The sequence below is a fragment of the Halorubrum sp. Hd13 genome (assembly GCF_002252755.1).
Taxonomy (GTDB): domain Archaea; phylum Halobacteriota; class Halobacteria; order Halobacteriales; family Haloferacaceae; genus Halorubrum.
In genome coordinates this window covers 1-22,073 of sequence record NZ_NHOY01000052.1, presented here as the reverse complement: position 1 = coordinate 22,073, position 22,073 = coordinate 1, and the positions used below count along the sequence as shown (strand labels likewise).

Here is a 22,073-nt window from a genome sequence, read left to right as displayed (position 1 = left end):
AGATGTGTATAAGGGACAGCTCGTCGACGGACCGAACCGTTCGACCCGAAGCGATCTCGGGGTAGAGGGCCGAAGCGGGGGTCGCGTTTCCACGTTACGCCGGCGATATCTTATACCTAGCTTAGGGACAAAGACGTGCTTTAGTCACCCCGGGGGACGCGGGTGCCGAAACGCATAACACCGTCCCGACGGATTCGACAGTATGCTCTCGGTAGAACCGCTGTTCGTCATTATTCTCGTCGGCCTGCTCGGGCTCTTCTTCTTCGGGTTTCTGCTCGTCCGGCGCACCTTGACCGGACTCCGCGAAGGGTACGAGGACGGCCAGCGGTAATGGTCGTCGCCACCGTTCTCACCCTCGGCGTCGCCGGCGCGGCGAGCCTCTTCATGGCGTGGTCTATCGGCGCCGGCTCGTCGGGGTCGACCCCGTTCGCCCCGGCGGTCGGCGCGAACGCGATCTCCGTGATGCGCGCCGGCCTGATCGTGGGAGTGTTGGGGCTGCTCGGCGCGGTGTTGCAGGGCGCAAACGTGACCGAGGCGGTCGGCACCGAGCTGATCGGCGGCGTCACGCTCACCGCCGGCGCGGCCATCGTCGCGCTGGTCACCGCCGCGGGACTCGTCGCGATCGGCGTGTTCGCGGGGTACCCGATCGCGACCGCGTTCACGGTCACCGGCGCGGTAGTCGGAGTCGGCCTCGCGATGGGCGGCGATCCCGCCTGGCCGAAGTACTCCGAGATCCTCACGCTGTGGGTGCTCACGCCGTTCGTCGGCGGCGGCATCGCCTACGTCGTGGCGCGGTCGCTGATCGGCGAGCGCCTCCCGGAGCGACCGCTCACCGCGACGCTCGCGGGGCTCGTCGGCGTGATCGTCGCGAACGTCGGGTTCGCGCTGTTGGGCCCGCCGGGCGAACAGGCGTCGCTCTCCGAGACGGTCGGTCCGGAGCTCGGCGTCGGCGCGATCGGGACCCCGCTCGTCACGGTCGCGGTGGCGGCGGTCGTCACCGCCGCGGTGTATCTCGACCTCGGTCGCGACCGCGAGGGGGCCCAGCGCCGGTTCCTGCTCGCGATGGGCGGGCTCGTCGCGTTCTCCGCCGGCGGGTCGCAGGTGGGACTCGCGATCGGGCCGCTCGTTCCCCTGTTCGTCGGCGACGCGGGGATTCCCCTGTGGGCGCTGCTCGTCGGCGGCGGCGTCGGCCTGCTGGCCGGCTCCTGGACCGGGGCGCCGCGGATGATCAAGGCGATCTCGCAGGACTACGCGTCGATGGGACCGCGGCGGTCGATCTCGGCGCTCATCCCCTCGTTCGCGATCGCGCAGACCGCGGTCGCGTTCGGGATCCCCGTCTCGTTCAATGAGATCATCGTCTCCGCGATCGTCGGCGCCGGCTACGCCGCCGGCGACGCGGGCGTGAGCCGGGCGAAGATGGGATACACGGTGTTCGCGTGGATCGGGTCGCTCGTGGGGTCGCTCGCGCTCGGCTACGGGATCTACTCGGCCGTGCAGTTCGTGCTCTGAGCGAGGTGACGAGCGTCGAGGCCGTCGGAATTCGGGTAGTTGTATATGAACGGGATTGTCCGCGAGGCATCGGTGAATGCCCGCGAAGCCACAACCGCTCGTTTATACATGCCTGTTGGTGGATCGACGGAAGGTGTCCAAAGCCTCAGCCGCTCGTTTATACCCGGTGACTGCCGATCGATGGTGAACACCGCCAAAGCCCCAGCCGCGAGGACGGCGCACGCTCGCTTCGCGCCTCACTCGGTCGCTATCGCTCCCTCATTACGGTGCTTGCGTCGTCATCAGAACGCGTAACGTTCTGATTGGCTCACGAGAGCGGAGCTCTCGTGAACGCCTGCGCCGTCCTCGCGGCTGCCCCTTTGAGTCCACCCCGCACCGCAACCGCAGCCGCAGCCTCACGCCTCCCCAGCCTCGCGGTTCGCGCTCTGCGAGCGCTCACCGGCTCCCTCGCGCGTGCACCTCGCGCCCTACGGGCGCTCGGCGGCACGCGCCGACCGCGAGCGTGAGTGTATTAGCATCGATATCGGCTACTCGTCGCCCGGGTACGTCGGAATCCGCCCGGACCGTGCGCTCCCGTCGACGAACGGCAGGGCGGCGCGCGTCGCCGCGACCTCCTCGCCGTCGACGCGCACGGTGACCGGATCGAGGTCGGCGTCGAACCGGACCAGCGCCAGCGCGATCGGACCGCCCGAGGCGGGACCGACCGCCGCGCGGGTCACCTCGCCGACCGCCTCGTCGCCGGCGAAGACGGCCGCGCCGGACGTCGGGAGGACCTCGTCGTAGCCCTCCGGGTCGGCGTCGCCGTCGATCGCGCCGGTCGCGTCGGCGAGTCCGTCGAGCCGTAGCCCGACGAGCCGGCGGCTTGGCCGCCCCTGGTTCTCGACGCGGGAGACGACCTCCTGTCCGACGTAACAGCCCTTCTCGAAGTCCAGGGCGTTGCGGAGGCCGAGGACGTTCGGCACCGTTCCCTCCAGCTCGTACTCGAAGAGCGGCGTGCCCGCCTCGGCGGAGAGCGCGTCCCACGTCCGGTAGCCGAACGGGGCCGCGTTGAGCCCGCGGTTGATCAGCGTGTCGAACACCTCCTCGGCGTCGTCGGCCGCGCAGACGACCTCGTAGCCCTCCTCGCCGAGGGGGGCGTCGCTCGCGATGACGGTGACGCCCGCGTCGACCATCGAGCCGCGAACGAAGGAGAGCGGCTTCTCGGGGGCGCCCGGGCCGCCGAGCACCGAGGCGACCTTCTCGGTCGACTTGGGCCCGTGGATGCCGAACACGCCGAACTCGTCGGAGGCGTCCTCGACAGTCACGTCCTGGATGAACACCTTGTCCGACCAGTCCTCGGCGACGTCTTCGGTGCGCTCGGGCGGGAGGAACACGAGCAGTCGCTCGTCGGCGTTGTACACGTACATGTCCGTCTCGATGCCCCCCTGCGGGTCGAGCAGGAGCGCGTACACTCCCTGCCCGTCCTCGGCCGGGACGCGGTTGGAGACGGCGTTGTCGACGAATTCGACGCGGTCGTCGCCGGTGATCGCGAGCACTCCGTACCCCATCTCGATCGCGCCGACGACGTTGCGGACCGCCTTCCCGACCCGCTCTGGCTTCCCGTAGTGGTCGACCACCTGACGGCCGCCGCGGTCGCGGTACGTCGCGCCGTGGGCGCCGTGCGTGCCGGAGACGAGAGTCATACCCCGATCGACGCCGGGGAGCGGCAAAAGGTCGCTGGCTCGTCGTCGGGTCGCGAGGGCGTTCGGTCGCGACGCGACCGCGGCGGCGCGAGGGCGGGCGGACTTACAGCCCGAGCCGGTCCCGGATCGTGTCGACGATCCCTCCCGGCGGGTCGTCGGCCGGCGCCTCGGGATCGGGGATCACGCGATCGTGCGCGTAGACGCGGACCCGCTCCTCGCTCTCGACGGTGATGAGCGAGTCCTCTTTCAGGGCTGAGAGCGCTTCCTCGACGGCGTCGATGTCGGCGTCGACGGCCGCGCGCAGCTCCAGCACCGTCATCCCCTCGTCGCCGCGGTCGACGAGCGCGTCCAGCAGCGCGACCTCGACGTCGGGCCGGTCGCGGTATTCCGGCTTTGCGGCCATGCGCGTTAGTTAAACAGGACGGGGTTTACCTCTACCGGCGAGCGCTACCGGACCAGCCGCGAACAGGAGCCGCAGAGGTTCTCCTCTTTCACGTCGACCTCGCGGACGGTCGGGGAGAAGGACATGACGCACTTGCTGTTGTCGCAGTGCTCCAGCCCGAGGGTGTGGCCGATCTCGTGGACGACCTCCTTTCGGACGCGGTCGGAGAACACGTCGACCGCGGGCTTCGTGGACACGCCCCCGTCGGAGGAGGTGCGGAGCCGGTGTGTCGAGATCACGGAGCCGTTGCCGTTGAGGTACGCCAGTCCGAACACGTAGTTCCGGCGGCGGTAGTAGAGGTCCTGCGGGGTGATTCCGATGTTCTTCTCGCCGCCGCCGACCCGGCTGACCGTCTCGATCAGGTCCTCGGCGCGGTACTGGTCGCGACCCTCGTCGTAGGCGGTCTCGGGGATCGGCTGATCGTCGTGGACCGTGACGTCACAGTCGTACACCGATCGGAGCGCGGCGGAGGCCTCCCGTTTCACGCGGGGGGTGACCTCCCCGACGGGGACGATGTCCACGAGCATGGAACCGCTTATGACCGCCCCAATCATAAAGCCCGCGCCGTGGTCTCGCCACCCCGCCTCGCGCTCGTCGAGGAGCTCGCCCGCCACGACCGGCTGCTAGAGGTCGGCGTCGGCGACCGCCCCGGAGTCGCGCGGTCGCTCGCCGAGCGCGGCCGCGACGTCGTCGCGATCGATGTCGCCGTCGGCGAGCGCGCGCTGGCGACCGCCCGGGAGACCGAGGCGGCGACGGTCGCGGGATCGCTGCGCGCCGTCGAGGCCGACGTGCTGGCTCTCGCGGCGGCGACGGACGCCGAAGCGGGAGCCGAGGCCGACTCGACCGAGGCCCATCCGTCCGAGGGCGAGTTCGACGCGGTGTACGCGTGTAACCTCCCGGCGGAGCTCCAGCGCCCGACGGTCGCGCTCGCCGAGCGCCTCGACGCCGCGTGCCTGTTCACGACTCTCGGCTTCGAGGAGCCGACGGTGCCGGTCGGTCGCCGGTCGCTCTCCGGAACCACCGTCTACGTCGCTCGCGGCGGCTCGGCGGGGCCCGAATCCCCGGGCGTCGATCGCGGACGGTGACGGAGTTCCGGCCGAATCGGCCGCGAACCCGAACGTTCTTTCCCCCACCTGCCGGCGTACGGGTATGCAGGTCGACGCAGTCGTTCTCGACATCGACGGCGTCCTCGTCGACGTGGGCGACTCGTATCGACGGGCGATAATCGAGTCCGTCGACAGGGTGTGCGGCAAGACGATCGACCGCGACACGGTCCAGGCGTTCAAAGACGCCGGCGGGTTCAACAACGACTGGGAGCTGACGGACGCCGCCGCGCTGTACGTGCTGGCCCGCCGCGAGGGCCTCGGGATGGACCCCGACGCGTTCACCGACCGGGTCGCCGAGGCCGGGGGCGGCCTCGCCGCGGCGAAAGCGGTCGTCGGCGACCTCCCCCGAGTCGCGCAGGCCCGGGTGCGAGACCAGTGGGACACCGAACGCCTCCGCGAGACGTTCCAAGCGCTGTACCTCGGCGAGGAGTTGTACCGCGAACTGGAGGGCGGGGAGCCGCCGCTGTCGGCGCCGGGGTACATCCACGACGAGCCGACGCTCGTCGACCCCGAGACGATCGCCGACCTCACCGAGCGGTTCGACGTCGGCGTGTTGACGGGGCGACCCGCGGCCGAGGCGGAGATCGCCCTGGAGCGCGTCGGCCTCGACGTCCCCGAGGACCGGCGGTTCACGATGGACGACTGGGAGGAGGGGAAGCCGCACCCCCGCGCGCTCGTCGCGCTCGCGGAGCGGTTCGGCGCGGAGCGCGTCGCCTTCGCCGGCGACACCCTCGACGACGTGCGGACCGCGCGCAACGCCGACGACGAGGACGCGAGCCGGGTCTACTACGGAGTCGGCGTCCTCACCGGCGGCCTGACCGGCGAGGAGGGACGACGGAAGTACGCCGAGAACGGGGCCGACGCCGTCGTCGAGGACGTGAACGAACTGGTCGAGCTGCTGGAGTAGCCGAGGCGAAGCGATACCCGTTGCTCGCGGGGACGCTTGCCGCGAGAAAATGGGCCTTGCCGGATTTGAACCGGCGATCACTCCGTTATGAGCGGAGGGCTTTGAGCCAGACTAAGCTAAAGGCCCGTAGTGGTCTCAAATAGACGAGGCACATTCTTTAGGGTACCGCATTAGCTCGAACGGAGTGCGTCGAGAACCGTATCGATCCGGTACTCTTCGTGCCAATTGATGTTCGTTCGATTGTTGTTCGCGGCGGGTTCGTATCGGATCGTGGTCGCTGCCGCTCCGGCGTCTTCGATCGGGACGAGATACACATCCTCTGTTCGGACGTTGAGAACGGCAAAGTAATCGATTTTTCCGTCGTATCCCTCTCGTTCGTATCCTTCGCTTTTCGTCCGAACACTTCGAGTCCGGAACTCTACCGCGCCGTCGTTTTTGCCGTCGTACGCTGTCTTGACCTGTAACCGATAGAATTCGCCGTCGATTCTGGTGACGAGGTCGTACGGATCGTTGTCGTACGCCGGCGTAAGCACGGAAACGTCGCGAGCGACCAGCTCCGCCGTGACGATCGCTTCCGTGGCCTGTCCGCGCTTCTGTGGTTCTCCGAGACGGTCGTACTGCTCAAAAAGCGACATACAACCGTCTGAGTCGTAATCGTATAAAACTCACATCCACGATCGGAGCCGTCCGAAGGAGACGCCGAAGCCAGGACTCGAACCTGGGACCGCCTCGTGACTGTGACGTTCGGGGGAAGTCCGCCGAGCGTCGTAACAGCGAGGCGCTCTACCAACTGAGCTACTTCGGCTCATCTTCCGGTACTCGCGTTGTTTTGATATGGCTTTCGTTTCCGCCCGACTCGGCTGCGACGGACCGCGCGGGCGCGTCGAGTCGTCGTCGGCCGGTTTTCCGAATGATTCGCCGCCCCCGCGACCGACACGTTTTCGGCCGGACCGCGAGAGATCCGGACATGGACGATTCCGAGGCCGGCGATCCCGAGTCCGACGCCCTCGAAGCGGTTCTGTCGCGCGTCCGCGACCGGGTGGTCCCGGAGCCGGCGGAGCGCGAGCGTCTGCGAGCCGTCGCCGAGGAGCTCGTCGAGCGCGCCCGCGGGGCGATCGCCGATCTCCCCGTCGAGGCCGACGTGGTGCAGGTGGGGTCGACGGCCCGCGGGACGTGGGTCTCCGGCGACCGCGACATCGACCTGTTCGTCCGGTTCGAACCCGGTCTCGACCGCGCCGAGTTGGAGGAGTACGGGCTCGCGGTCGGCCACGCCGTCCTCCCCGACGGCCACGAGGAGTACGCCGAACACCCGTACGTGAAGGGGACCTACGAGGGGTTCGACGTCGACCTCGTCCCGTGTCACGACGTGGAGGCCGCCGCGGAGCTCGTCTCCGCGGTCGATCGGACCCCGTTCCACGACGCGTACCTCTCCGCGCGGCTCGGCGACGAGCTCGCCGACGACGTCGTGCTCGCGAAGGCGTTCCTGAAGGGGATCGGCGCCTACGGGAGCGACCTCCGCACGGAGGGGTTCTCCGGGTACCTGACGGAGCTGCTCGTGTTGGAGCTCGGCGGGTTCGTCCCGCTCGTCGAGTCGGCCCGGAGCTGGCACCCGCCGGTGGAGTTCGACCCCGAGGGGCACGCCGAGGCGACGTTCGACGACCCGCTCGTCGTCGTCGACCCCACGGACCCGACCCGAAACGTCGCGGCGGTCCTCTCGGCCGCGAACGCGGCGCGGTTCCAGCACTACGCCCGCGAGCTGCTCGCGTCGCCGCGCGAGTCGCTGTTCGAGCCGCAGGACCTCGAACCGCTCGACGTCGCGGCCGTCCGCGACCACCTCGACCGGCGGGAGACGACGCCGATCGCCGTCGTCTTCGACGCCCCCGACCTGGTCGACGACCAGCTGTGGCCGCAGCTCCGGCGCTCCCTCGACGGGGTCGTCCGCGGGCTGAACGCGCACGGATTCGACGTGCTGCGCGCGCAGGCGATGGTCGACGACGACCGGGCCGAGCGCGGCCCGACCGGTCCCGTCCGCGCCGCGCTGTACGCCGAGCTAGAGGTCGACGAGCGGCCGGCAGTCGAGCGCCACGAGGGCCCGCCGGTCGCGGTGCGGAAACACGCTGCGAACTTCTACGAGTCGTACGCCGACGACGTCGACCCGGAGACGTACGGCCCGTTCATCGACGGCGATCGGTACGTCGTCGAGCGGGAGCGGGAGTTCACGACGGTGCGAGCGTACCTCGAGAGCGACGCCGCGGGCGACGTCGCGCTCGGGGCGCAGGTGACGCGGGCGTTCGCCGAGCGCGACGTGCTGGTCGGCGACGCCGTCGCGACGCTGGCGCCGACGTTCGGGACGACGCTCCGCGAGTTCTACGAGCCGCACCCGTGATCGGCTCGCTTCGCCGCTGCCGGTCCCGCGGTCTCACCCCGAGACGCGGTCAGAGATCAGATAGACGAGGGCGACGATCGCCACGAGGACCGCTCCGACGGCGGACATGAACGCCGCGACGCGCGGAAAGGCGAGCCAGAAGGCGACGTAGAAGGAGAAGCCGAACGCGAGGAGCCCGGCGATAACGACGCCGCGGGTGGGATTCTGCACGGCGGCGACGAACACGCGCTGCGGCAGCGTGAGATCGCCGAACGACGGTGCGTCGTCGCCGAAGTCTCCGGTCGCGTCCTCCGCGGTCGCGGCGCTCCGGTCCGGGTCGGCGGGGTCCGGACCGCCGGCCGCGCGCTCGGTGTCGGCCCTCTTGTCCGACCGGCTCTCGGCGTCGTCAGTCACGGAAGGCGGTACGTCCCGGAGGGGCCTTTACCTGTCGCTCCCGGGCGTCGCGTCGCGGTCGACACCGTCTCGACGGCGAACGACGAGAACGTCGTGAACGCGCCGCACGCGCCGACCGCGACGAGCAGGGTCGCCGGCGAGCCGATCGGCGCGGCGAGGACGGCGCCGAGCGCGAGGCTGCCGAGCGCGTTGACTGCCACCACGGAGCGGCGCCCTTCGATCCGGAGCCCGACGGCGTGTCTGGCGACCGCACCGATCGACCCGCCGACGCCGACGAGCGCGGCCGCGAGGATCGGTCCCGTCACGACCGCCCCCCGACCGCGAGACCGCCGAGCGCGGCCGCGAACCCGACCGCGTAGCTCGCGGCGACGTACCCGGTCCCGGCGAGCGCCCCGAGCGCGACGGCGTCGCCGACGAACGTGCTGTAGGTCGTGAACGACGAGAGCGCGCCGGTGCCGACGAACAACTGCGCGCGGGTCGTCGTCGCCCGAGAGACCAAGAGGCCGAGCGCGAACGATCCGACGGCGTTGACGACGAGCGTGCCGGCGCCGGTGGGAGTTCCGACCGCGACGGCGACGGCGTGTCTGGCGACCGCGCCGAGGAAGCCGCCGGCGGCGACGAGCAGAAACCCGAACGGCGTCCGTTCCATACGAACGCGTCGCCGGGGGTCATCTTGGGCCTTCGGACTCGACCGCGTCCGGGCGAGAAGCGCCGAGGTCGCCGGCCGGCTCGTCGACACGGGCGGCGTCGGCGGTACACACGTCGCTCGCTCGGGGGCTCCCGCCGCCGTGCGGCGTCCGTCGCTCGCGCACTCGAAGGGTGTGGGCGGTCTCGGTCGCGTCGTCGACGACGAGCGCCTCGCCGGTGCCGGTCGGGAGTCGCGAGGCGAGGTCCCCCGCGAGGTACGTCGCGTCGGCCTCCGCGAGGCGAGCCACGTCGCGTTCGGCGGTGAGTCGGTGACAGACCAGCAGGTCCGACTGCGAGACGGCCACGCTCGGCAGGGCGCCCGGGCGCTGCGTCGCGCAGACGAGCGAGACGCCCGGCGCGCGGCCGCGTGTCAGGAGCGTCCTGAGCGCGGGATCGGCGACGCCGCCGAAGAAGGCGTGCGCCTCGTCGACGAGCAGCCACGGGAGCCGGTCGCAGTCGCCGTCGATCCGGGCGTCGTACAGGCCGCGTGCGACCGCCCTGACGACGGCGGCCGCGGCGGCCTCGGGGACCCCCGCGAGGTCGAGTACCGTCGGCGCGCCGTCGGTCGCGAGGGAGGCGATCGGCGGCGCGTCGGCGTCGAACACGCCCCACGACGCCGCGAGCCGGAGGTGGTTCGCGGCGGCGCGGCGGGCGTCCGCCGGCGCGTCGGCCTCGGCGACGCGGCCGCGCAGGTCGGCGACCGAGACCGCGTCCGCGCCTGCGTCTCCCGCGACGCCCGCGTCCCGCGTCGCCTCGGCGACGGCCCGCCACACCACTCCGCCCGGACCGCTCGTCGGATCGAGACCGAGGAGGTCCGGCCACGCGGCCGCCGGGATCGCGGTCGGACGAACGGCGGGGTCGACCACGCGACCCCCCGCGTTCCTGAGGCCACCGAAGACGCCCATCGGGTCGACGACGACCGCCGAGACGCCCGACGCGTCCGCGAGCCCCTCGGCGAGCACGCCGAGCGTGTACGACTTCCCGGTGCCGCGCTTACCGAAGACGACGCCGGCGTGCGGCCGGTCCGCGTCGACGCCGACGGGAGCCCCGGCGCTGCCGTCGCGAGCGAGGAACGATCCGAGGCGGAGCGTCGGGAGCGACGCGGTAGTGTCCGACGCCCTGTCCGCGTCGCCGCGGGAGGCGGCGCGAGCCCCGCCGTCCTCGCGTCCGAGCACGTGCATATCGGCGGTGACCGCGGTATCGCACTAAAAAAGTGGGCCCGAGCGGAAGAGCCGAGCGGCGTTCCGGTCGAGCGCCCCGACCGCTTATCAGTGATACCGCGGCCAGCGGGGCCTATGTCCGACTCGAAACGCGACGGACGCACCGCGAACCGCCGATCGTTCCGCACGGACAGACGCGCCATCGAAGGGCTGCCGGTCAGGCTGGTGATCGCCCTCGTCGTCGGCGTCGCGAGTCTCAGCGTGATGATGGGGATGATCGGCGACATCGAAGGGCTCTCCGCGACAGAGGTAGACGCGCGGCCGCAGCCGGAGGTGACGACGCCGGGCGAGCAGTCCGTCGACGTGTCCGTCATCGATCCCGACGGCGCGCGGGTCGCCGACGCGACGGTGATCGTCCGCAGCGGATCCGCGCAGATCGACGGGGTGGCGACGGCGAAGACGAACGAAGAAGGGGTCGCGACCGTCGACGTCGCGCCCGAACTGGGACCGAACCAGCCGGACGGGACGCTCACCGTGGAGGTCAAACCGCCGGCCGAGGGCGACTACGTCGACGAGCGGGAGAACACGGCGGTGCTCGTCGTCGAGGAGTGACGGTGAGGACGGCGTCCGGTGACGTTCGCGCCCTCAGAGCCGGTCGTCCCAGTCGATCCACTCCTGCTCCCAGCCGTGTGGCGCGAAGTGGCCCTGCTCGGCCCGTTCGGCGTCCTCCCGGCGCGTGCGGTTCCGCTCCACGCCGCGCTGCTCCCCGTCGACGAGCATCGGCCGGAGCCGAGCCGGGCCGGCGGTCTCGACGGTGCGGAAGCCCGGCGGGGCGTCGTCGTCCGGCTCCGCCGACTCGTTTGGAGCGGTCTCGATCGCCGCGACGGTCTGAACGGCGTTCCCCCGCGGGTAGACGAGCCGCCCGTCGTCGTCGAGCTGATCCCTGAGCGCGCGCGGGGGTTCGAGCACCGCCGCCTCGAGGAGGATGCGATCGTAGGGCGCGTACTCCGGCAGGCCGTTCGCGCCGTCTCGCCGGTCGACGAGGACGGCTTCGTAGCCGGCCGCGGAGAGGTTCGACCGCGCGAGCGACACCGCCTCGCGGTCGATGTCGACCGCGTGGACGTGCCTCGCCCCGGCGATCTCGGCGAGCATCGCGACCGAGTAGCCGACGCCGGCGCCGATCACGAGGACGTCGTCGCCCTCGGCGGCGTCCAGCGCGCCGATCAGCCGGACCGCCGTCGCCGGCGCGAGGACGCGCGTTCCGGCCTCGTCGCTCGCGGCGTTCGCGTACGGAGAGTCGTCTACGAACGTCTCCCGGGGGACCCGCTGGAGGACCGTCAGCACGGCGGCCTCGAGCGGCTCGCCGAGCTCGTGTTCGAGCCCCTCGATCATGTCGGCCCGCAGCGACGCCTCGTCCATGGTCGGAGTCGGTGCTCGGTCGCCTAAAACCGCTCGTTCGCCGCGGCGGCGGGCCGGGACCCGTCCCGCCGAACGGGAGATCACCGCATCGGCACGAACCGGACGCCGCCGTGGTCTTCGCGGTCGACGCCGTCCTCGCGGACCGTGAGGCGGACGAGCCGCTGTCCGCCGCGGCCGAGGAAGCCCCCGTCGCCGACCGGCGCGACGATCCGGCCGCCAGTCCGGACCTGCTCGACGATCGGATCGGGGACGCCGCCGCTCGCCGCGCACGTCAGGGACGCCGCGTCGAACGGCGCCGCGTCGCGGAACGCCTCGCGGCCGTCGCCCGATCGGACGGTCACGTCGTATCCGAGCCGATCGAGACGCTCGCGGGCCTCCGCGGCGAGCTCGGGGACGTACTCGGCGCTGAAGACGTTCCCCGGTCCGACGAGTTCGGCGAGCACGGCGGCGTGATAGCCGCAGCCGGTCCCGACTTCAAGGACGCGGTCGCCCCGGTCTAACTCGAGGAGGTCCGACATCATCGCGACCATGTGCGGCGCGCTGATCGTCTGGTCGTGACCGATCGGGAGCGGCCTGTCGGCGTAAGCGCGAGAGCGGTGGCTCTCGGGGACGAACTCGTGCCGCGGGACAGCCTCGACCGCGGACAGCGTGCGCTCGCTCACGTCGAGACGCGCCCGGAGCGAGTCGACGAGCTCTCGGCGAGCGGTCGCGAGGTCCGGAGAGCCACCGCGTTCCGGACCGCCATCCGGTTCCGGCCCGTTCGCGTTGTCCATGGTGAGCAGTAGCACGGCGGTAGTGGAGAAAGTGTCGGCCGCAGTATAAAAAGGTCGGCCGATCTCGGGCGGTCCGTTACTCCACGTCGATCCGGTGACCGTCGACGTCGTCAACGGACTCCTTGGGAAGCGTCACCGTGAGCACGCCGTGTCGGTACGTCGCGCTCGCCTCGACCTCGACGACGGGCGAGGAGAGGTCGACCGTGCGCGTGACCGACTCGCGGCGTCGCTCGCGGCGGAGGTATCGACCGGTCTCGCCCGGGATCGTCTCGGACCCCTCGTCGTCGACCTCGCCGTCGCGCGTTGTCTCCACGCGCTCCGCCGTGATCGTGAGCCGCCCGTCCGTCGCGCGGACGTCGATCAGGTCGCGGTCGTAGCCGGGCAGGTCGGCCACGACGACGAACTCGTCGTCGTACTCCGCGACGTCGACGTCGACCGTCCGGAAGTCCCGCCCCCACGCCCGATCGACGTCGAACGGGGTGCGGCCGAAGAACTGTTCGATCTCGTCGAAGGGGCTGTATCTGTTCATGACAATCGCTCGTATGGAGGCGTCGCGAGGTATTAAACACGGACAGAGCGCTGCTATCTCGCAACACGAGGGCCGGACACCCAGGCGGTTTCGGGGACTGGCCGGGGCTCAGCTCACGTCGATGCTGTGACCGCCGCCGGTGCCCGATCGCTTCGGCAGCGTGACCGTGAGGACCCCGTTGTCGTAAGAGGCGGTCGCGCCGTCGCGTTCGACGGGCTCGGCGATCGGGACCCGTCGCGAGACGGACCGCGACCGGCGCTCGCGGCGGTGATACCGGACGTCGGAGTCGTCCGAGTCCGCCGCGTCGTCGGCGTCCCCGACCTCGACGTCGCGCTCCTCCTCGCGGGTCGCCGCGATCGACAGCGAGTCCTCCCGCAGTTCGACCTCGATGTCCTCGTCCTCGAAGCCGGGGAGGTCGGCGTGCACCGTGATCGATTCGTCGTCCTCGATCACGTCGACCGCGACGTCGCGAGCGCCGGAGAGTTGGGGACCGCCCGGCGAGTCAAGCGTGCCGCCGAGTTCCTCGAACTCCCGCCCCATTCGTTCGAGCAGTTCCTCGATCTCGCCGAAGGGATCGCGTCGCGTCATACAGGTCAGGATTCGTGGCGGAGCGACTTGAACGTACGGGCGCGGCTGGCCGAACGGATCGACGGGGAGAGCCCGAACCAGCGAGAACCGCAGTCGGTGCCTCAGAGGAACGGTCGCCAGTAGTACGGACTCACGAATCCCTCGATGAACGCGGCGACGGCGATCAACAGTCCGACGCCGACGAGCACCCAGAACGCGGTCTCCAAGGCGTCCGCGAACTCGTCGCGGGGGCGCCGCCCCCGGAACGCTCGCCACGAGACGATCCCGAGGTGGACTCCGAGCGCGCCGGAGACGAACAGCGCCGGGATCTCTAAGAGGCCGTGGGGGACGACGAACGCCGCGAGCGCGAGGAGGTTCTCCTCCAGCGCCGCCGTGGCGCCGAGCGCGAACCCGTTGAACGCGATCGACGAGAGCGCCGGGATCACGAGCGCGACGCCCGAGAGCGACGTCGCGATCGCGACCGACCAGTTGTTCCCGAAGAAGTTGACGGCCGCGACGGGCGGTATGTGGCCGAGGAGTCGCCCTTCGATAGAGGTCGTGACGGCGCCGACGAACGGGTCGACGGCGAGCCAGCCGAGCGCGCCGAACCCGATCCCGACGACGACGACGAGCGCGTGTAGTCCCGGGGTCCGGCGCACGAACGCGGCCATCTCGCGCCAGCCGCGGCGGACGCCGCCGGAGAGCTGCGCGCGAAGGGTCGCCTCGGGGGGGTCGAGCGGGTCGACGGCGCCGCGGTGATCGCCGTAGAGGACGGTCTTGAGCAGGTCGAGCGCGGGCGCGGCGACCACCGCGCTGGCGAGCGCGACGACCGCTCCGCCCCCGAGAAACGCGAGCGCGGAGGCGGCCGACGAGATCGCGACGAGGACGCCGACGGCAACGACGAGGTACGCGGCGGCGTCGGCCGGGTTCGAGCGGACGAACCCGCCCGCCCCCTCCACGGCGCCGACCACGCCGGCGTCGTCGACGACGACGGCGGCCGGGGCGAACGCGAAGACGATCCGCACGAGCAGGAGGGCGACGACCCCGACGAGCAGAACGACCAGCGCGGCGGCGGCCCCGAGGAACGGGTTGACGGCGAACGCGGCGGCGATAGCGATTCCCCCGAGGAGCAGGATCCCGAGCCAACAGCAGAGCTCGGCGACGTATATCCCGAGGAACGTGAGCCAGCGGTCTCGCACGCCGGCGATACCCGCGGTGAGCCCGCGCTCGCTCCGGAGCCGAGCGACGACGGCGGACAGCTGGCCGGCCGAGACCGCGGCGTACGTCAGGACGGCGAGCGCGACGGTCGCCGCCGTCCCGGCCAAGAGGAGGGCGATCGCCGTCGGCGACGCGAGCGGTTCAAGCGCCGGGGCGAGCGACTCGCTCCACGCCTGTACCGCCTCGGGGTCCTGCGTGTCTGGCGGCGTCAGGTCGAGCCCAGCGAGCGCGTCGCGGGCGGCCGCGAGCCGACCGGTGAGCTCGAAGTGCACGTAGACGCCGGCGAGCGCGGCGAACATCCCGATCCGGGCGATGACGGGGACCGCCGTTCCGAGGAGGTAGAACGGGAGCAGGTCGGCGGGACGCCGCCGGAGGGTGGAGGCCGTGGCGGAGACGGCGGAGGACAGGTCCATGACGCTCGATTCGGTCGTCCGCCACTTAATGGGTCCGCGTGTCGTCGGTCGGTCGCCGGCGCTCTCGCCTCGTCGACCTCGGAACCGGCTCGAACGCCCCCGACCCCGCGCGTCCGAAGCTTCAAACGTGCGAACGACCCACACGACTCATGGATGTCTTCGTGTACGGGACGCTGACCGAGCCCGACCGGGTCGCCGAGGTCCTCGACTCGTTCGTCTTCGTCGGTCCGGCGACTCTGACCGGGCTCCGTCTCGTCGAGGGGCGGTATCCGACGCTCGCCCCGGGCGGGGAGACGGCCGGTCGGCTCCTCCGGACGGACGAGGTGGCCGCGCTCGACGAGTACGAGGGCGTAAGAGAGGGACTGTGTCTCCGGGAGAGCGTCCCGCTCGACGCGCCCGAGGGCCACCCGAGTCGGGCCGCCGTCTACGTGGGGGACCCCGACCGGCTCGACGCGGACGCGACGTGGCCGGGCGACTCCCCGAACGCAGATGGAGGGTTCGCGGAGCGGGTCGAGACGTACCTCGAACGGGCCGACGTGCGGGTGCGGCTGACCCCCGAAAAACGCGTCTGACGGGCGGATGACGGTGGTGCAGTCGTGCGGTTTCACTTTCGCTCCGCTAGCCCCACCTTTTTGTATGCAGGCCGCTTGGTCTCAGGTGCACGTCACACGCGTGCATTCCCCCTTTCACAGACGGCGAGCCGGTGGCTCGCCCGTCGGATTTCCGTTCGTCCCGGTGCGCGCGGTCCGTCGCGCCGGCGAACGCCGGGAGAGACGCCCCGGACCGGAACCGATTAGCGGTCGGCGCGGCGACGGGGACGCATGCTGTCCCTCTCAGACGTTCACGAGGCGCGCGAACGCGTCGACGGCGTGGCGCGTCACACGCCCTTGGAGCGCTCTCGGACCTTCTCCGAGATGAGCGGCGCGGACGTCCGGCTCAAGCTGGAGAACTTCCAGCGTACCGGCGCGTTCAAGATCCGCGGCGCGATGAACCGGATCGCGACCCTCTCCGACGCCGAACGCGAGGCCGGCGTCGTCACCGCGAGCGCGGGGAACCACGCGCAGGGCGTCGCCCTCGCGGCCCAGCGCGCGGGCGTCGACGCCACCGTCGTGATGCCGAAGTTCGCGCCCGTCTCGAAGGTGAAGGCCACGCGCGGGTACGGCGCCAGCGTTCGGCTGGAGGGCGTCGACTACGACGAGGCGCAGGCGTACGCCCACAAGCTGGAGCGCGCCGAGGGACGGACGTACGTTCACGCGTTCGACGACCCGGTCGTGATGGCCGGGCAGGGGACGCTCGGCATGGAGATCGTCGACGACTGCCCCGAGCTCGACACGGTCGTCGTCCCGATCGGGGGCGGCGGGCTGATCTCGGGCGTCGCCGTCGCGGTCAAAGAGCAGCTCTCCGACGTGCGGGTCGTCGGCGTGCAGGCCGAGGGCGCGGCCTCGGCCGCGAAGTCGCTCGAAGCCGGCGAGGTCCGCGAGATCGACAGCGTCGACACGATCGCCGACGGGATCGCCACGCGGTCGGTCGGCGAGGAGACCCTCGCGGTCATGGCGGAGTACGTCGACGAGGTCGTCACGGTCGACGACCGCGAGATCGCCTTGGCGCTCACGCTCCTCCTCGAACGGTCGAAGACGCTCGTGGAGGGCGCCGGCGCCGTCGCGCTCGCCGCCGTCCTCTCGGAGGCGTTCGAGTACGACGACGGCGAGACGGTCGTCGCCGCGCTCTGCGGCGGCAACATCGACCTCAACCGGCTCGGCACCGTGATCCGGCGCGGGCTGGTCCAGATGGGCCGCTACCTCAAGATCACGGTCGACCTGAAGGACCGCCCGGGCGAGCTGGAGCGCGTCTCAAGCATCGTCGCGCGCACCGGCGCGAACGTGTACGCGGTCCACCACGACCGCACCTCGCGGGACGTCGCCGTCAACGCCGCCGAGCTCGAACTGGAGCTGGAGACCGACGACGCCGAACACGCCGCCGACATCGTCGACGCGCTCGAAGCGGACGGGTACGAGGTCGAGATCCTGTCGTGAAGCAGGCGATCACGACGACCAGTTATAAATAGAACTGCGGTGGCGCGTGCCTCCGAGCGCCCGGAGGGCGCGAGTCGCACGCGCGAGGGACGCGGCGACCGGAGCGAAGCGGAGGGAGCCGCGAGGCTGGGGAGGAGTGAGGCTGCGGTGCTGTGCGGGGCGAGGTGGGACTCAAAAGGGCAGCCGGGAGGACTCGCGCGGCTCGCTGTGGTCCTCGTCGCTCGTTCCACTCGCTCCTGCGGTCCTTGCGTCGCCGTGCTTCGTCTCCCGGCTGGGGCTTTGGCGATGTCCTCCCCGGCAGCGGCCGCGTATCGCCGAGCGGCTGGGGCTTTGCCGGCGTCACCTCAGCGGCGGTTCACTCCGAGGAGTTCGTCGAATCGGTCGCGGGTTCCGAGGCCGAAACGCTCCCGCTCACGCTCGTCGATCCGCCGAGGGGGGAACTGTCCGACTCCCCGCGGAGCGTGGTGACCGTCTCGCCGTCGTGCTTGACGATCAGTTGCCAAGGGTCGTCGCCCGCGGGAATTCGCATCGTACCGTTGTAGCGGGCGACGCCCGAACACGACCTGGACGCGTTCTCCGCCTCTTCAATCGGGACGTCGAGGACGTAGGCGGACTCGTTCACCCGCTCGAACGTCGGGCCGCCGATCGCGTACGACGGCCCCGGCAGGGAGACGTTTCGAGCGTACGTGATCTCCGTGTTCTCGCCCCCGGCAGCCACCGACGTGGAACTGTTAGCCGCGAACTCGTCGGGACAGCGGACCCCGTCGGAATCGAAGTGGAGCAGCGCCGGCGGATCGCTCGCTCCGCCGAGGAGGCTGCCGGGGCCTCCCGACACAGGACCGGCGAGGGCGACGGCACTACCAGTCACGACCAACGCGAGTGCAGCGGCGACGACGGCAAGACCACGTCTGTTCATCTCGTTTCGAACGATGGAGGAACCGCGGATAGTACCACGTATAACGCAAAGAAGGGTTTGAGTCACCGATCGCCTCACGGGTGCGAACGAGGGGCGTCGGAGCGGTGACCCGGACGCACCCGAAACGACGAACCGCGTCTCAGTCGTCCGCGGCCGCGGCGTCGACCTCGCCCTCGTACAGCTCGCCGGCGCGCTCGCGCTCGGTGAGGTACTCGTCGACGTCGAGCGCGGCTTTCACGCCCATCCCGCTCGCGGTAGCCGCCTGCTGGTAGTGGAAGTCGACCACGTCGCCCGCGCCGAACAGCCCCGGGACGCCGGTGGCCGTCTGGCCGCCGCCGCGGCCCCCCTCGGTGATCAGGTAGCCGTCCTCGTCGGTCTCGACGCCGAGCCCCTCCAGGAAGTCCGTGTTCGGCGTGTGGCCGATGGCGAAGAAGACGGCGCCCACGTCGAAGTCGTACTCGTCGACCTCGTCCGCGGTCGCGGGGTCGTCGAGCTTCTCCTTGGGGTGACCGTCCGGGTGCTCGACGAGCGTCACGCGGTCGATGCCGTCCTCGGGCGTGCCGTGGATCTCGGTGAGCTCGGTGTTGAGGAGGAGCTCGATCTCGCCGTCCTCGACCTTCTCCATCGTGCGTTCGATCCAGACGTCCTCGGCGCGGAACTCTTCCCGGCGGTGCGCGACGTAGACGGTGTCCGCGAACTTCGTCAGGAAGTTCGCCTCCTCCATGGCCGCGTCGCCGCCGCCGACGACGAGCATGTCCTCGCCGCGGAAGAAGGCGCCGTCGCAGGTCGCGCACGTCGAGAGGCCGTACCCCATCAGCTCGTCCTCGCCGGGGACGCCGAGCGTCCGAGCGCTCGCGCCGGAGGCGGCGATCACGGCGTCGGCCGTGTAGACGTCGCCGTTCGTGAGCTCGGCGCGGAAGTGGCCCGCGGGCTCCTTCGAGACGTCCTCGATGACGCCGTTGCGCGTCTCGGCGCCGAACTTCTTCGCCTGCGCTTTCATGTCGTTGATGAGCTGCGGCCCGGAGATCCCCTCGGGGAAGCCGGGGTAGTTCTCTACGTCGGTGGTGAGCGTCAGCTGGCCGCCCGGCTCGTCGCCTTCGATGAGTAAGGGGTCGTTGTTCGACCGCGCGGCGTAGATGGCCGCGGAGAGGCCCGCGATACCGGTACCGGCGATGATCAGTCGGCGGTGATCGACAATATCGTCAGTCATGCAATACTGTTCGCCGCCGCGAAATATGTAGGTTGCGCCATCGGACGCGGTCGCCGAACACGAGCTGACGGCGGGACGGACGGCGGGGTCGGAGCCGTCTCCGAGCCCTCAGTCGTTCGGGAACTCCGGCACTGGACCGACCGGTTGGCTCGGCGCGTCGTCGAGCGCCTCGAAGAAGCGGCCGGAGACGAACTCCTCGACGACGTCGGGCAGCGACTCGTCCTCGGAGACCGCCTCTAAGATGCCGAGCGGGACCTGCGCGCCGGCCATAGTGGCGTGGCCGCCGGCGGAGCCGACCGAGTCGAGCGCGTCGCGGAGGAGCTCGCCCACGTCGAGGTCCGCGCCGCGCGACCGCGCCGAGGCGTAGATCACCCCGTCCTTGTAGCCGTACACGAACGTGACCGTGACGCCGTCCATATCGAGGAGGCGCTCGGACGCCTGCGCGAGGGTGTCGCGATCGCTGATCTCGCCGACGCAGGAGGCGACCGTCGACCCCCGCACGTCCCGGCCCTCGATGGCGTTCGCGAGCACCCGGAGCGTCTCCTGGCTCACGCTCGGGCTCTCGACGCGTTCGAGCGTCGACTCGTCGACGAGCGGCGACAGCGACGCCGCCGCCTCGAAGTCCGGGATCGACGTCGACCGAGTGAAGTCCTTCGTGTCGATGCGGATACCGTACAACAGGGCGGTGGCGAGCTGTCGCTCCGGCTCGACGCCGAGCCGCGAGAGGTACTCCTCGATGAGGGTGCTCGTGGCGCCCGCGTCCGGCCGGATGTCGACGAACTCCCCGTCGACCGGGCCGCGGGGCGGGTGGTGGTCCACGACGACGTCGACGGGGTGCCCCTCGGGGAGGCTGTCGTTGATCCCCGCCCGCGAGTGGTCGACGAGGGCGATCCCGCCGTAGTCGTCGAGGTCGATCCCGTCGAACGTCGACAGCGAGAGGTCGAGCAGGTTCACCAGCGCGCGGTTCTCTTGGTGGGCGATCTCCCCGCCGTAACAGGGGTCCGCCGGGACGCCGACGACGTCCGCGACCCTGGCGAGCCCGATCGCGCTCGCGATGGCGTCCGGGTCGGGGTTGTCGTGGGCGACGACGAGGAGCGGGCCGGAGAGGTCGCGGAGCGTCGACAGGAGTCGGACCGGCAGTTCGTCGCCGTCGGCGCCGGTCGCCTCGCGGACCCGCGCGGCCAACGCCTCGACCGGGTCGACGACGCGGTCGGCGACCGCCTCCAGCGCCGCCTGTTGGGCCGCGGTCGGGTTCGTCCCGACGTGCGCGACGATCATCGCGTCCGGGTAGCGCTCCCTCGCGGCCTCCGCGGCGTCGACGTTTCGCGCGGGGTCGTCGCTCGCGACCAGCACGACCGCGGCGTGGTCGGGGTACGCCGACGGGTCGGTGGGGTCGGCCTCGACGGTGCCAACGTTACGGTCGCGGAGCGTCGACGCCCACCCGGTGTCGTCGGTAATCGCGACGAGCTCGCCGCGCTCCTCGCGGGTGCGCTCGACGAGCGTGTTCCCGACCGCGCTACAGCCGAGCAGCAGACGCCGGGCCATACGAGCGCGAAGTGACGCGAGAGGAAAACGCTGCCGTCATTCGTCGGGGGCGTCGGCGCCGTCGCGATCCCCGCCGTCGGCGTCTCCGCCCCCGCGGAGGGTCCCGTTCACCGCGGCGGCGACGTCGACCGCGGCGCGGTTCTCCGCCGCGTCGTGAACGCGCACGAGGTCAGCCCCGCGGTCGGCGGCGAGCGCAGTGGCGGCGACGGTGGCGTGCTCCCGGTCGCTCGGCTCGCGGTCGACCGCGCCGAACATCGACTTGTGCGAGTGGCCGACGAGCACCGGACAGTCGAGCGCCGCGAACTCCCCGATCCGGTCGATCAGCTCGAACGCCTCGGCCGCCGACTTCCCGAAGCCGAGCCCGGGGTCGACGATCACCTTGTCGCGGTCGATCCCGGCCGTGTCCGCGAGCGACAGCCGCTCGCGGAGCGACTCGATCACGTCTCCCACCACGTCGTCGTACTCGGGGTCGTTCGTCGGGTCGACCGGCGCGTCGAGGCTGTGCATCACGACGACCGGGCAGTCCGCCTCGGCGACGACCTCGCGCATCGCGGGGTCCTCCAGCCCGGTCACGTCGTTGATGACGTCGGCCCCGGCCTCCAGCGCCGCCTCCGCGACCGGCGCCTTCCGGGTGTCGACCGAGATCAGCACGTCGCCGTCGGCGACCGCCGGCACCGACCGAACCGCCTCGATCGTCGGGACGACGCGGTCGATCTCCTCGTCGACCGTGACCGGGTCCGCGCCCGGCCGGGTCGACTCGCCGCCGACGTCGACGACGTCGACCCCGGCCTCGGCCATGCGCTCGGCGCCCGCGATCGCGTCCTCCAGCGCCTCGTGGCGCCCGCCGTCGTGGAAGGAGTCGGGCGTGACGTTGAGCACGCCCATCACGGCGGTGCCGTCGGTCCACGGGTAGTCGGGGGGCGGGCCGCCCGCGTCGGCGTCGCCTCCGGGGGCCGAGTCGTCGCCGTCTTCCGGTCCGCCGCCTGCCGATCCGCCGCCTTCCGATTCGCCGACTACCGGTCCATCGCCCTCGTCGAGCCCGAGCCGGTCGGCGATGTCGGCCGCGACGCCCGCGAATCCGCCTCCCTCCCGGGCGCGCAGGCGGTCGAGCAGCGCGCGGTACTCTGCCACCGTGCCTCCGAGCGTGACCGGGACCTGCTCGCCGCCGGGGACGCGCC

At 71.2% G+C, this 22,073-nt stretch carries 25 protein-coding genes and 2 tRNA genes; 8 read left to right on the top strand and 19 right to left on the bottom strand.

Annotated elements, in window-relative coordinates:
• The first annotated feature begins 202 nt into the window (after nucleotides 1-202).
• The gene (locus tag DJ81_RS19775) at nucleotides 203-331 is read left to right on the top strand and encodes a hypothetical protein (protein WP_254922009.1); all 129 of its coding nucleotides are present in this window, start codon (nucleotides 203-205) and stop codon (nucleotides 329-331) included.
• A complete protein-coding gene (locus DJ81_RS07225) occupies nucleotides 331-1,509 on the top strand; it encodes an inorganic phosphate transporter (RefSeq protein ID WP_094589128.1) in 1,179 nt (392 codons plus the stop codon). The genes DJ81_RS19775 and DJ81_RS07225 overlap by 1 nt, the downstream gene beginning before the upstream one ends.
• Before the next feature lie 527 nt (nucleotides 1,510-2,036).
• Here the strand turns inward: DJ81_RS07225 and DJ81_RS07220 are convergent.
• The 3 genes from DJ81_RS07220 to DJ81_RS07210 form a co-directional block, all read right to left on the bottom strand.
• Entirely contained in the window at nucleotides 2,037-3,191 is a 1,155-nt protein-coding gene (locus tag DJ81_RS07220; protein ID WP_094527802.1) for an aminomethyltransferase family protein, read from the bottom strand.
• A 103-nt stretch (nucleotides 3,192-3,294) separates the two neighbouring features.
• Nucleotides 3,295-3,594: a DUF6432 family protein gene (locus DJ81_RS07215; protein ID WP_094525628.1), complete on the bottom strand. Its 300-nt coding sequence runs from the start codon at nucleotides 3,592-3,594 to the stop codon at nucleotides 3,295-3,297.
• Nucleotides 3,595-3,638: 44 nt separating this feature from the next.
• Complete coding sequence (locus tag DJ81_RS07210) at nucleotides 3,639-4,160, bottom strand: archaemetzincin family Zn-dependent metalloprotease (protein ID WP_094525630.1); 522 nt, start codon at nucleotides 4,158-4,160, stop codon at nucleotides 3,639-3,641.
• Between the two features lie 39 nt (nucleotides 4,161-4,199).
• Between DJ81_RS07210 and DJ81_RS07205 the strand changes: the two genes are divergently transcribed.
• Nucleotides 4,200-4,718, top strand: coding sequence for a UPF0146 family protein (locus DJ81_RS07205; RefSeq protein ID WP_094527801.1), 519 nt, complete (start codon nucleotides 4,200-4,202; stop codon nucleotides 4,716-4,718).
• A 64-nt stretch (nucleotides 4,719-4,782) separates the two neighbouring features.
• The gene (locus DJ81_RS07200; RefSeq protein ID WP_094557212.1) at nucleotides 4,783-5,646 is read left to right on the top strand and encodes a TIGR01548 family HAD-type hydrolase; all 864 of its coding nucleotides are present in this window, start codon (nucleotides 4,783-4,785) and stop codon (nucleotides 5,644-5,646) included.
• A gap of 50 nt (nucleotides 5,647-5,696) precedes the next feature.
• Here the strand turns inward: DJ81_RS07200 and DJ81_RS07195 are convergent.
• The 3 genes from DJ81_RS07195 to DJ81_RS07185 form a co-directional block, all read right to left on the bottom strand.
• A tRNA-Ile gene (locus DJ81_RS07195) sits at nucleotides 5,697-5,772 on the bottom strand.
• A gap of 44 nt (nucleotides 5,773-5,816) precedes the next feature.
• Nucleotides 5,817-6,281, bottom strand: coding sequence for a group I intron-associated PD-(D/E)XK endonuclease (locus DJ81_RS07190; RefSeq protein WP_094525635.1), 465 nt, complete (start codon nucleotides 6,279-6,281; stop codon nucleotides 5,817-5,819).
• A 62-nt stretch (nucleotides 6,282-6,343) separates the two neighbouring features.
• Nucleotides 6,344-6,451: transfer RNA gene (locus DJ81_RS07185), tRNA-Asn, on the bottom strand.
• A gap of 162 nt (nucleotides 6,452-6,613) precedes the next feature.
• Here DJ81_RS07185 and cca point away from each other — a divergent pair.
• Nucleotides 6,614-8,032 carry a CCA tRNA nucleotidyltransferase gene (gene cca / locus DJ81_RS07180; protein ID WP_094589126.1) on the top strand — a complete coding sequence of 473 codons (1,419 nt, stop codon included), beginning with the start codon at nucleotides 6,614-6,616 and terminating at the stop codon, nucleotides 8,030-8,032.
• A gap of 33 nt (nucleotides 8,033-8,065) precedes the next feature.
• On the opposite strand, the gene DJ81_RS07175 is transcribed toward cca, so the two are convergent.
• From DJ81_RS07175 to DJ81_RS07160, 4 genes are read right to left on the bottom strand one after another with little or no spacing between them, the layout of a single operon-like run.
• Nucleotides 8,066-8,425, bottom strand: a complete 360-nt coding sequence (locus DJ81_RS07175; protein ID WP_094525638.1) for a hypothetical protein — start codon at nucleotides 8,423-8,425, stop codon at nucleotides 8,066-8,068.
• Nucleotides 8,422-8,730 (bottom strand): CrcB family protein, encoded by a 309-nt coding sequence (locus DJ81_RS07170; RefSeq protein ID WP_094589124.1) that lies wholly within the window; start codon nucleotides 8,728-8,730, stop codon nucleotides 8,422-8,424. The genes DJ81_RS07175 and DJ81_RS07170 overlap by 4 nt, the downstream gene beginning before the upstream one ends.
• Nucleotides 8,727-9,074 carry a CrcB family protein gene (locus tag DJ81_RS07165; protein ID WP_094557214.1) on the bottom strand — a complete coding sequence of 116 codons (348 nt, stop codon included), beginning with the start codon at nucleotides 9,072-9,074 and terminating at the stop codon, nucleotides 8,727-8,729. The genes DJ81_RS07170 and DJ81_RS07165 overlap by 4 nt, the downstream gene beginning before the upstream one ends.
• 19 nt (nucleotides 9,075-9,093) lie before the next feature.
• The gene (locus DJ81_RS07160; RefSeq protein ID WP_094580932.1) at nucleotides 9,094-10,293 is read right to left on the bottom strand and encodes an ATP-binding protein; all 1,200 of its coding nucleotides are present in this window, start codon (nucleotides 10,291-10,293) and stop codon (nucleotides 9,094-9,096) included.
• Between the two features lie 114 nt (nucleotides 10,294-10,407).
• On the opposite strand from DJ81_RS07160, the gene DJ81_RS07155 reads away from it, so the two are divergent.
• The gene (locus DJ81_RS07155) at nucleotides 10,408-10,884 is read left to right on the top strand and encodes an Ig domain-containing protein group 1 domain-containing protein (RefSeq protein WP_094527797.1); all 477 of its coding nucleotides are present in this window, start codon (nucleotides 10,408-10,410) and stop codon (nucleotides 10,882-10,884) included.
• Between the two features lie 33 nt (nucleotides 10,885-10,917).
• Here the strand turns inward: DJ81_RS07155 and DJ81_RS07150 are convergent, their stop codons facing one another.
• From DJ81_RS07150 to DJ81_RS07130, 5 genes are all read right to left on the bottom strand, one after another.
• Entirely contained in the window at nucleotides 10,918-11,691 is a 774-nt protein-coding gene (locus DJ81_RS07150) for a protein-L-isoaspartate O-methyltransferase (protein WP_094589122.1), read from the bottom strand.
• An 80-nt stretch (nucleotides 11,692-11,771) separates the two neighbouring features.
• Entirely contained in the window at nucleotides 11,772-12,464 is a 693-nt protein-coding gene (locus DJ81_RS07145) for a protein-L-isoaspartate(D-aspartate) O-methyltransferase (RefSeq protein WP_094525650.1), read from the bottom strand.
• Between the two features lie 76 nt (nucleotides 12,465-12,540).
• Nucleotides 12,541-12,993, bottom strand: a complete 453-nt coding sequence (locus DJ81_RS07140) for an Hsp20/alpha crystallin family protein (RefSeq protein ID WP_094589120.1) — start codon at nucleotides 12,991-12,993, stop codon at nucleotides 12,541-12,543.
• Nucleotides 12,994-13,101: 108 nt separating this feature from the next.
• Complete coding sequence (locus DJ81_RS07135) at nucleotides 13,102-13,581, bottom strand: Hsp20/alpha crystallin family protein (RefSeq protein WP_094527794.1); 480 nt, start codon at nucleotides 13,579-13,581, stop codon at nucleotides 13,102-13,104.
• 101 nt (nucleotides 13,582-13,682) lie between these two features.
• Nucleotides 13,683-15,191: a stage II sporulation protein M gene (locus tag DJ81_RS07130; RefSeq protein WP_094525655.1), complete on the bottom strand. Its 1,509-nt coding sequence runs from the start codon at nucleotides 15,189-15,191 to the stop codon at nucleotides 13,683-13,685.
• A gap of 149 nt (nucleotides 15,192-15,340) precedes the next feature.
• Here DJ81_RS07130 and DJ81_RS07125 point away from each other — a divergent pair, with 149 nt between their 5' ends.
• Nucleotides 15,341-15,763 (top strand): gamma-glutamylcyclotransferase, encoded by a 423-nt coding sequence (locus tag DJ81_RS07125; protein WP_094525657.1) that lies wholly within the window; start codon nucleotides 15,341-15,343, stop codon nucleotides 15,761-15,763.
• A 249-nt stretch (nucleotides 15,764-16,012) separates the two neighbouring features.
• On the top strand, nucleotides 16,013-17,224 hold the full coding sequence (ilvA, locus tag DJ81_RS07120) for a threonine ammonia-lyase (RefSeq protein ID WP_094589118.1): 1,212 nt from the start codon (nucleotides 16,013-16,015) through the stop codon (nucleotides 17,222-17,224).
• Nucleotides 17,225-17,579: 355 nt separating this feature from the next.
• Here the strand turns inward: ilvA and DJ81_RS07115 are convergent, their stop codons facing one another.
• From DJ81_RS07115 to folP, 4 genes are all read right to left on the bottom strand, one after another.
• Nucleotides 17,580-18,140: a hypothetical protein gene (locus DJ81_RS07115; protein ID WP_094525660.1), complete on the bottom strand. Its 561-nt coding sequence runs from the start codon at nucleotides 18,138-18,140 to the stop codon at nucleotides 17,580-17,582.
• A gap of 139 nt (nucleotides 18,141-18,279) precedes the next feature.
• Complete coding sequence (locus DJ81_RS07110; RefSeq protein ID WP_094527791.1) at nucleotides 18,280-19,350, bottom strand: NAD(P)/FAD-dependent oxidoreductase; 1,071 nt, start codon at nucleotides 19,348-19,350, stop codon at nucleotides 18,280-18,282.
• A 108-nt stretch (nucleotides 19,351-19,458) separates the two neighbouring features.
• Nucleotides 19,459-20,895: a DHH family phosphoesterase gene (locus DJ81_RS07105; protein WP_094527790.1), complete on the bottom strand. Its 1,437-nt coding sequence runs from the start codon at nucleotides 20,893-20,895 to the stop codon at nucleotides 19,459-19,461.
• Between the two features lie 36 nt (nucleotides 20,896-20,931).
• On the bottom strand, nucleotides 20,932-22,073 hold a 1,142-nt coding region (gene folP / locus DJ81_RS07100; RefSeq protein WP_141212548.1), incomplete at its 5' end, for a dihydropteroate synthase.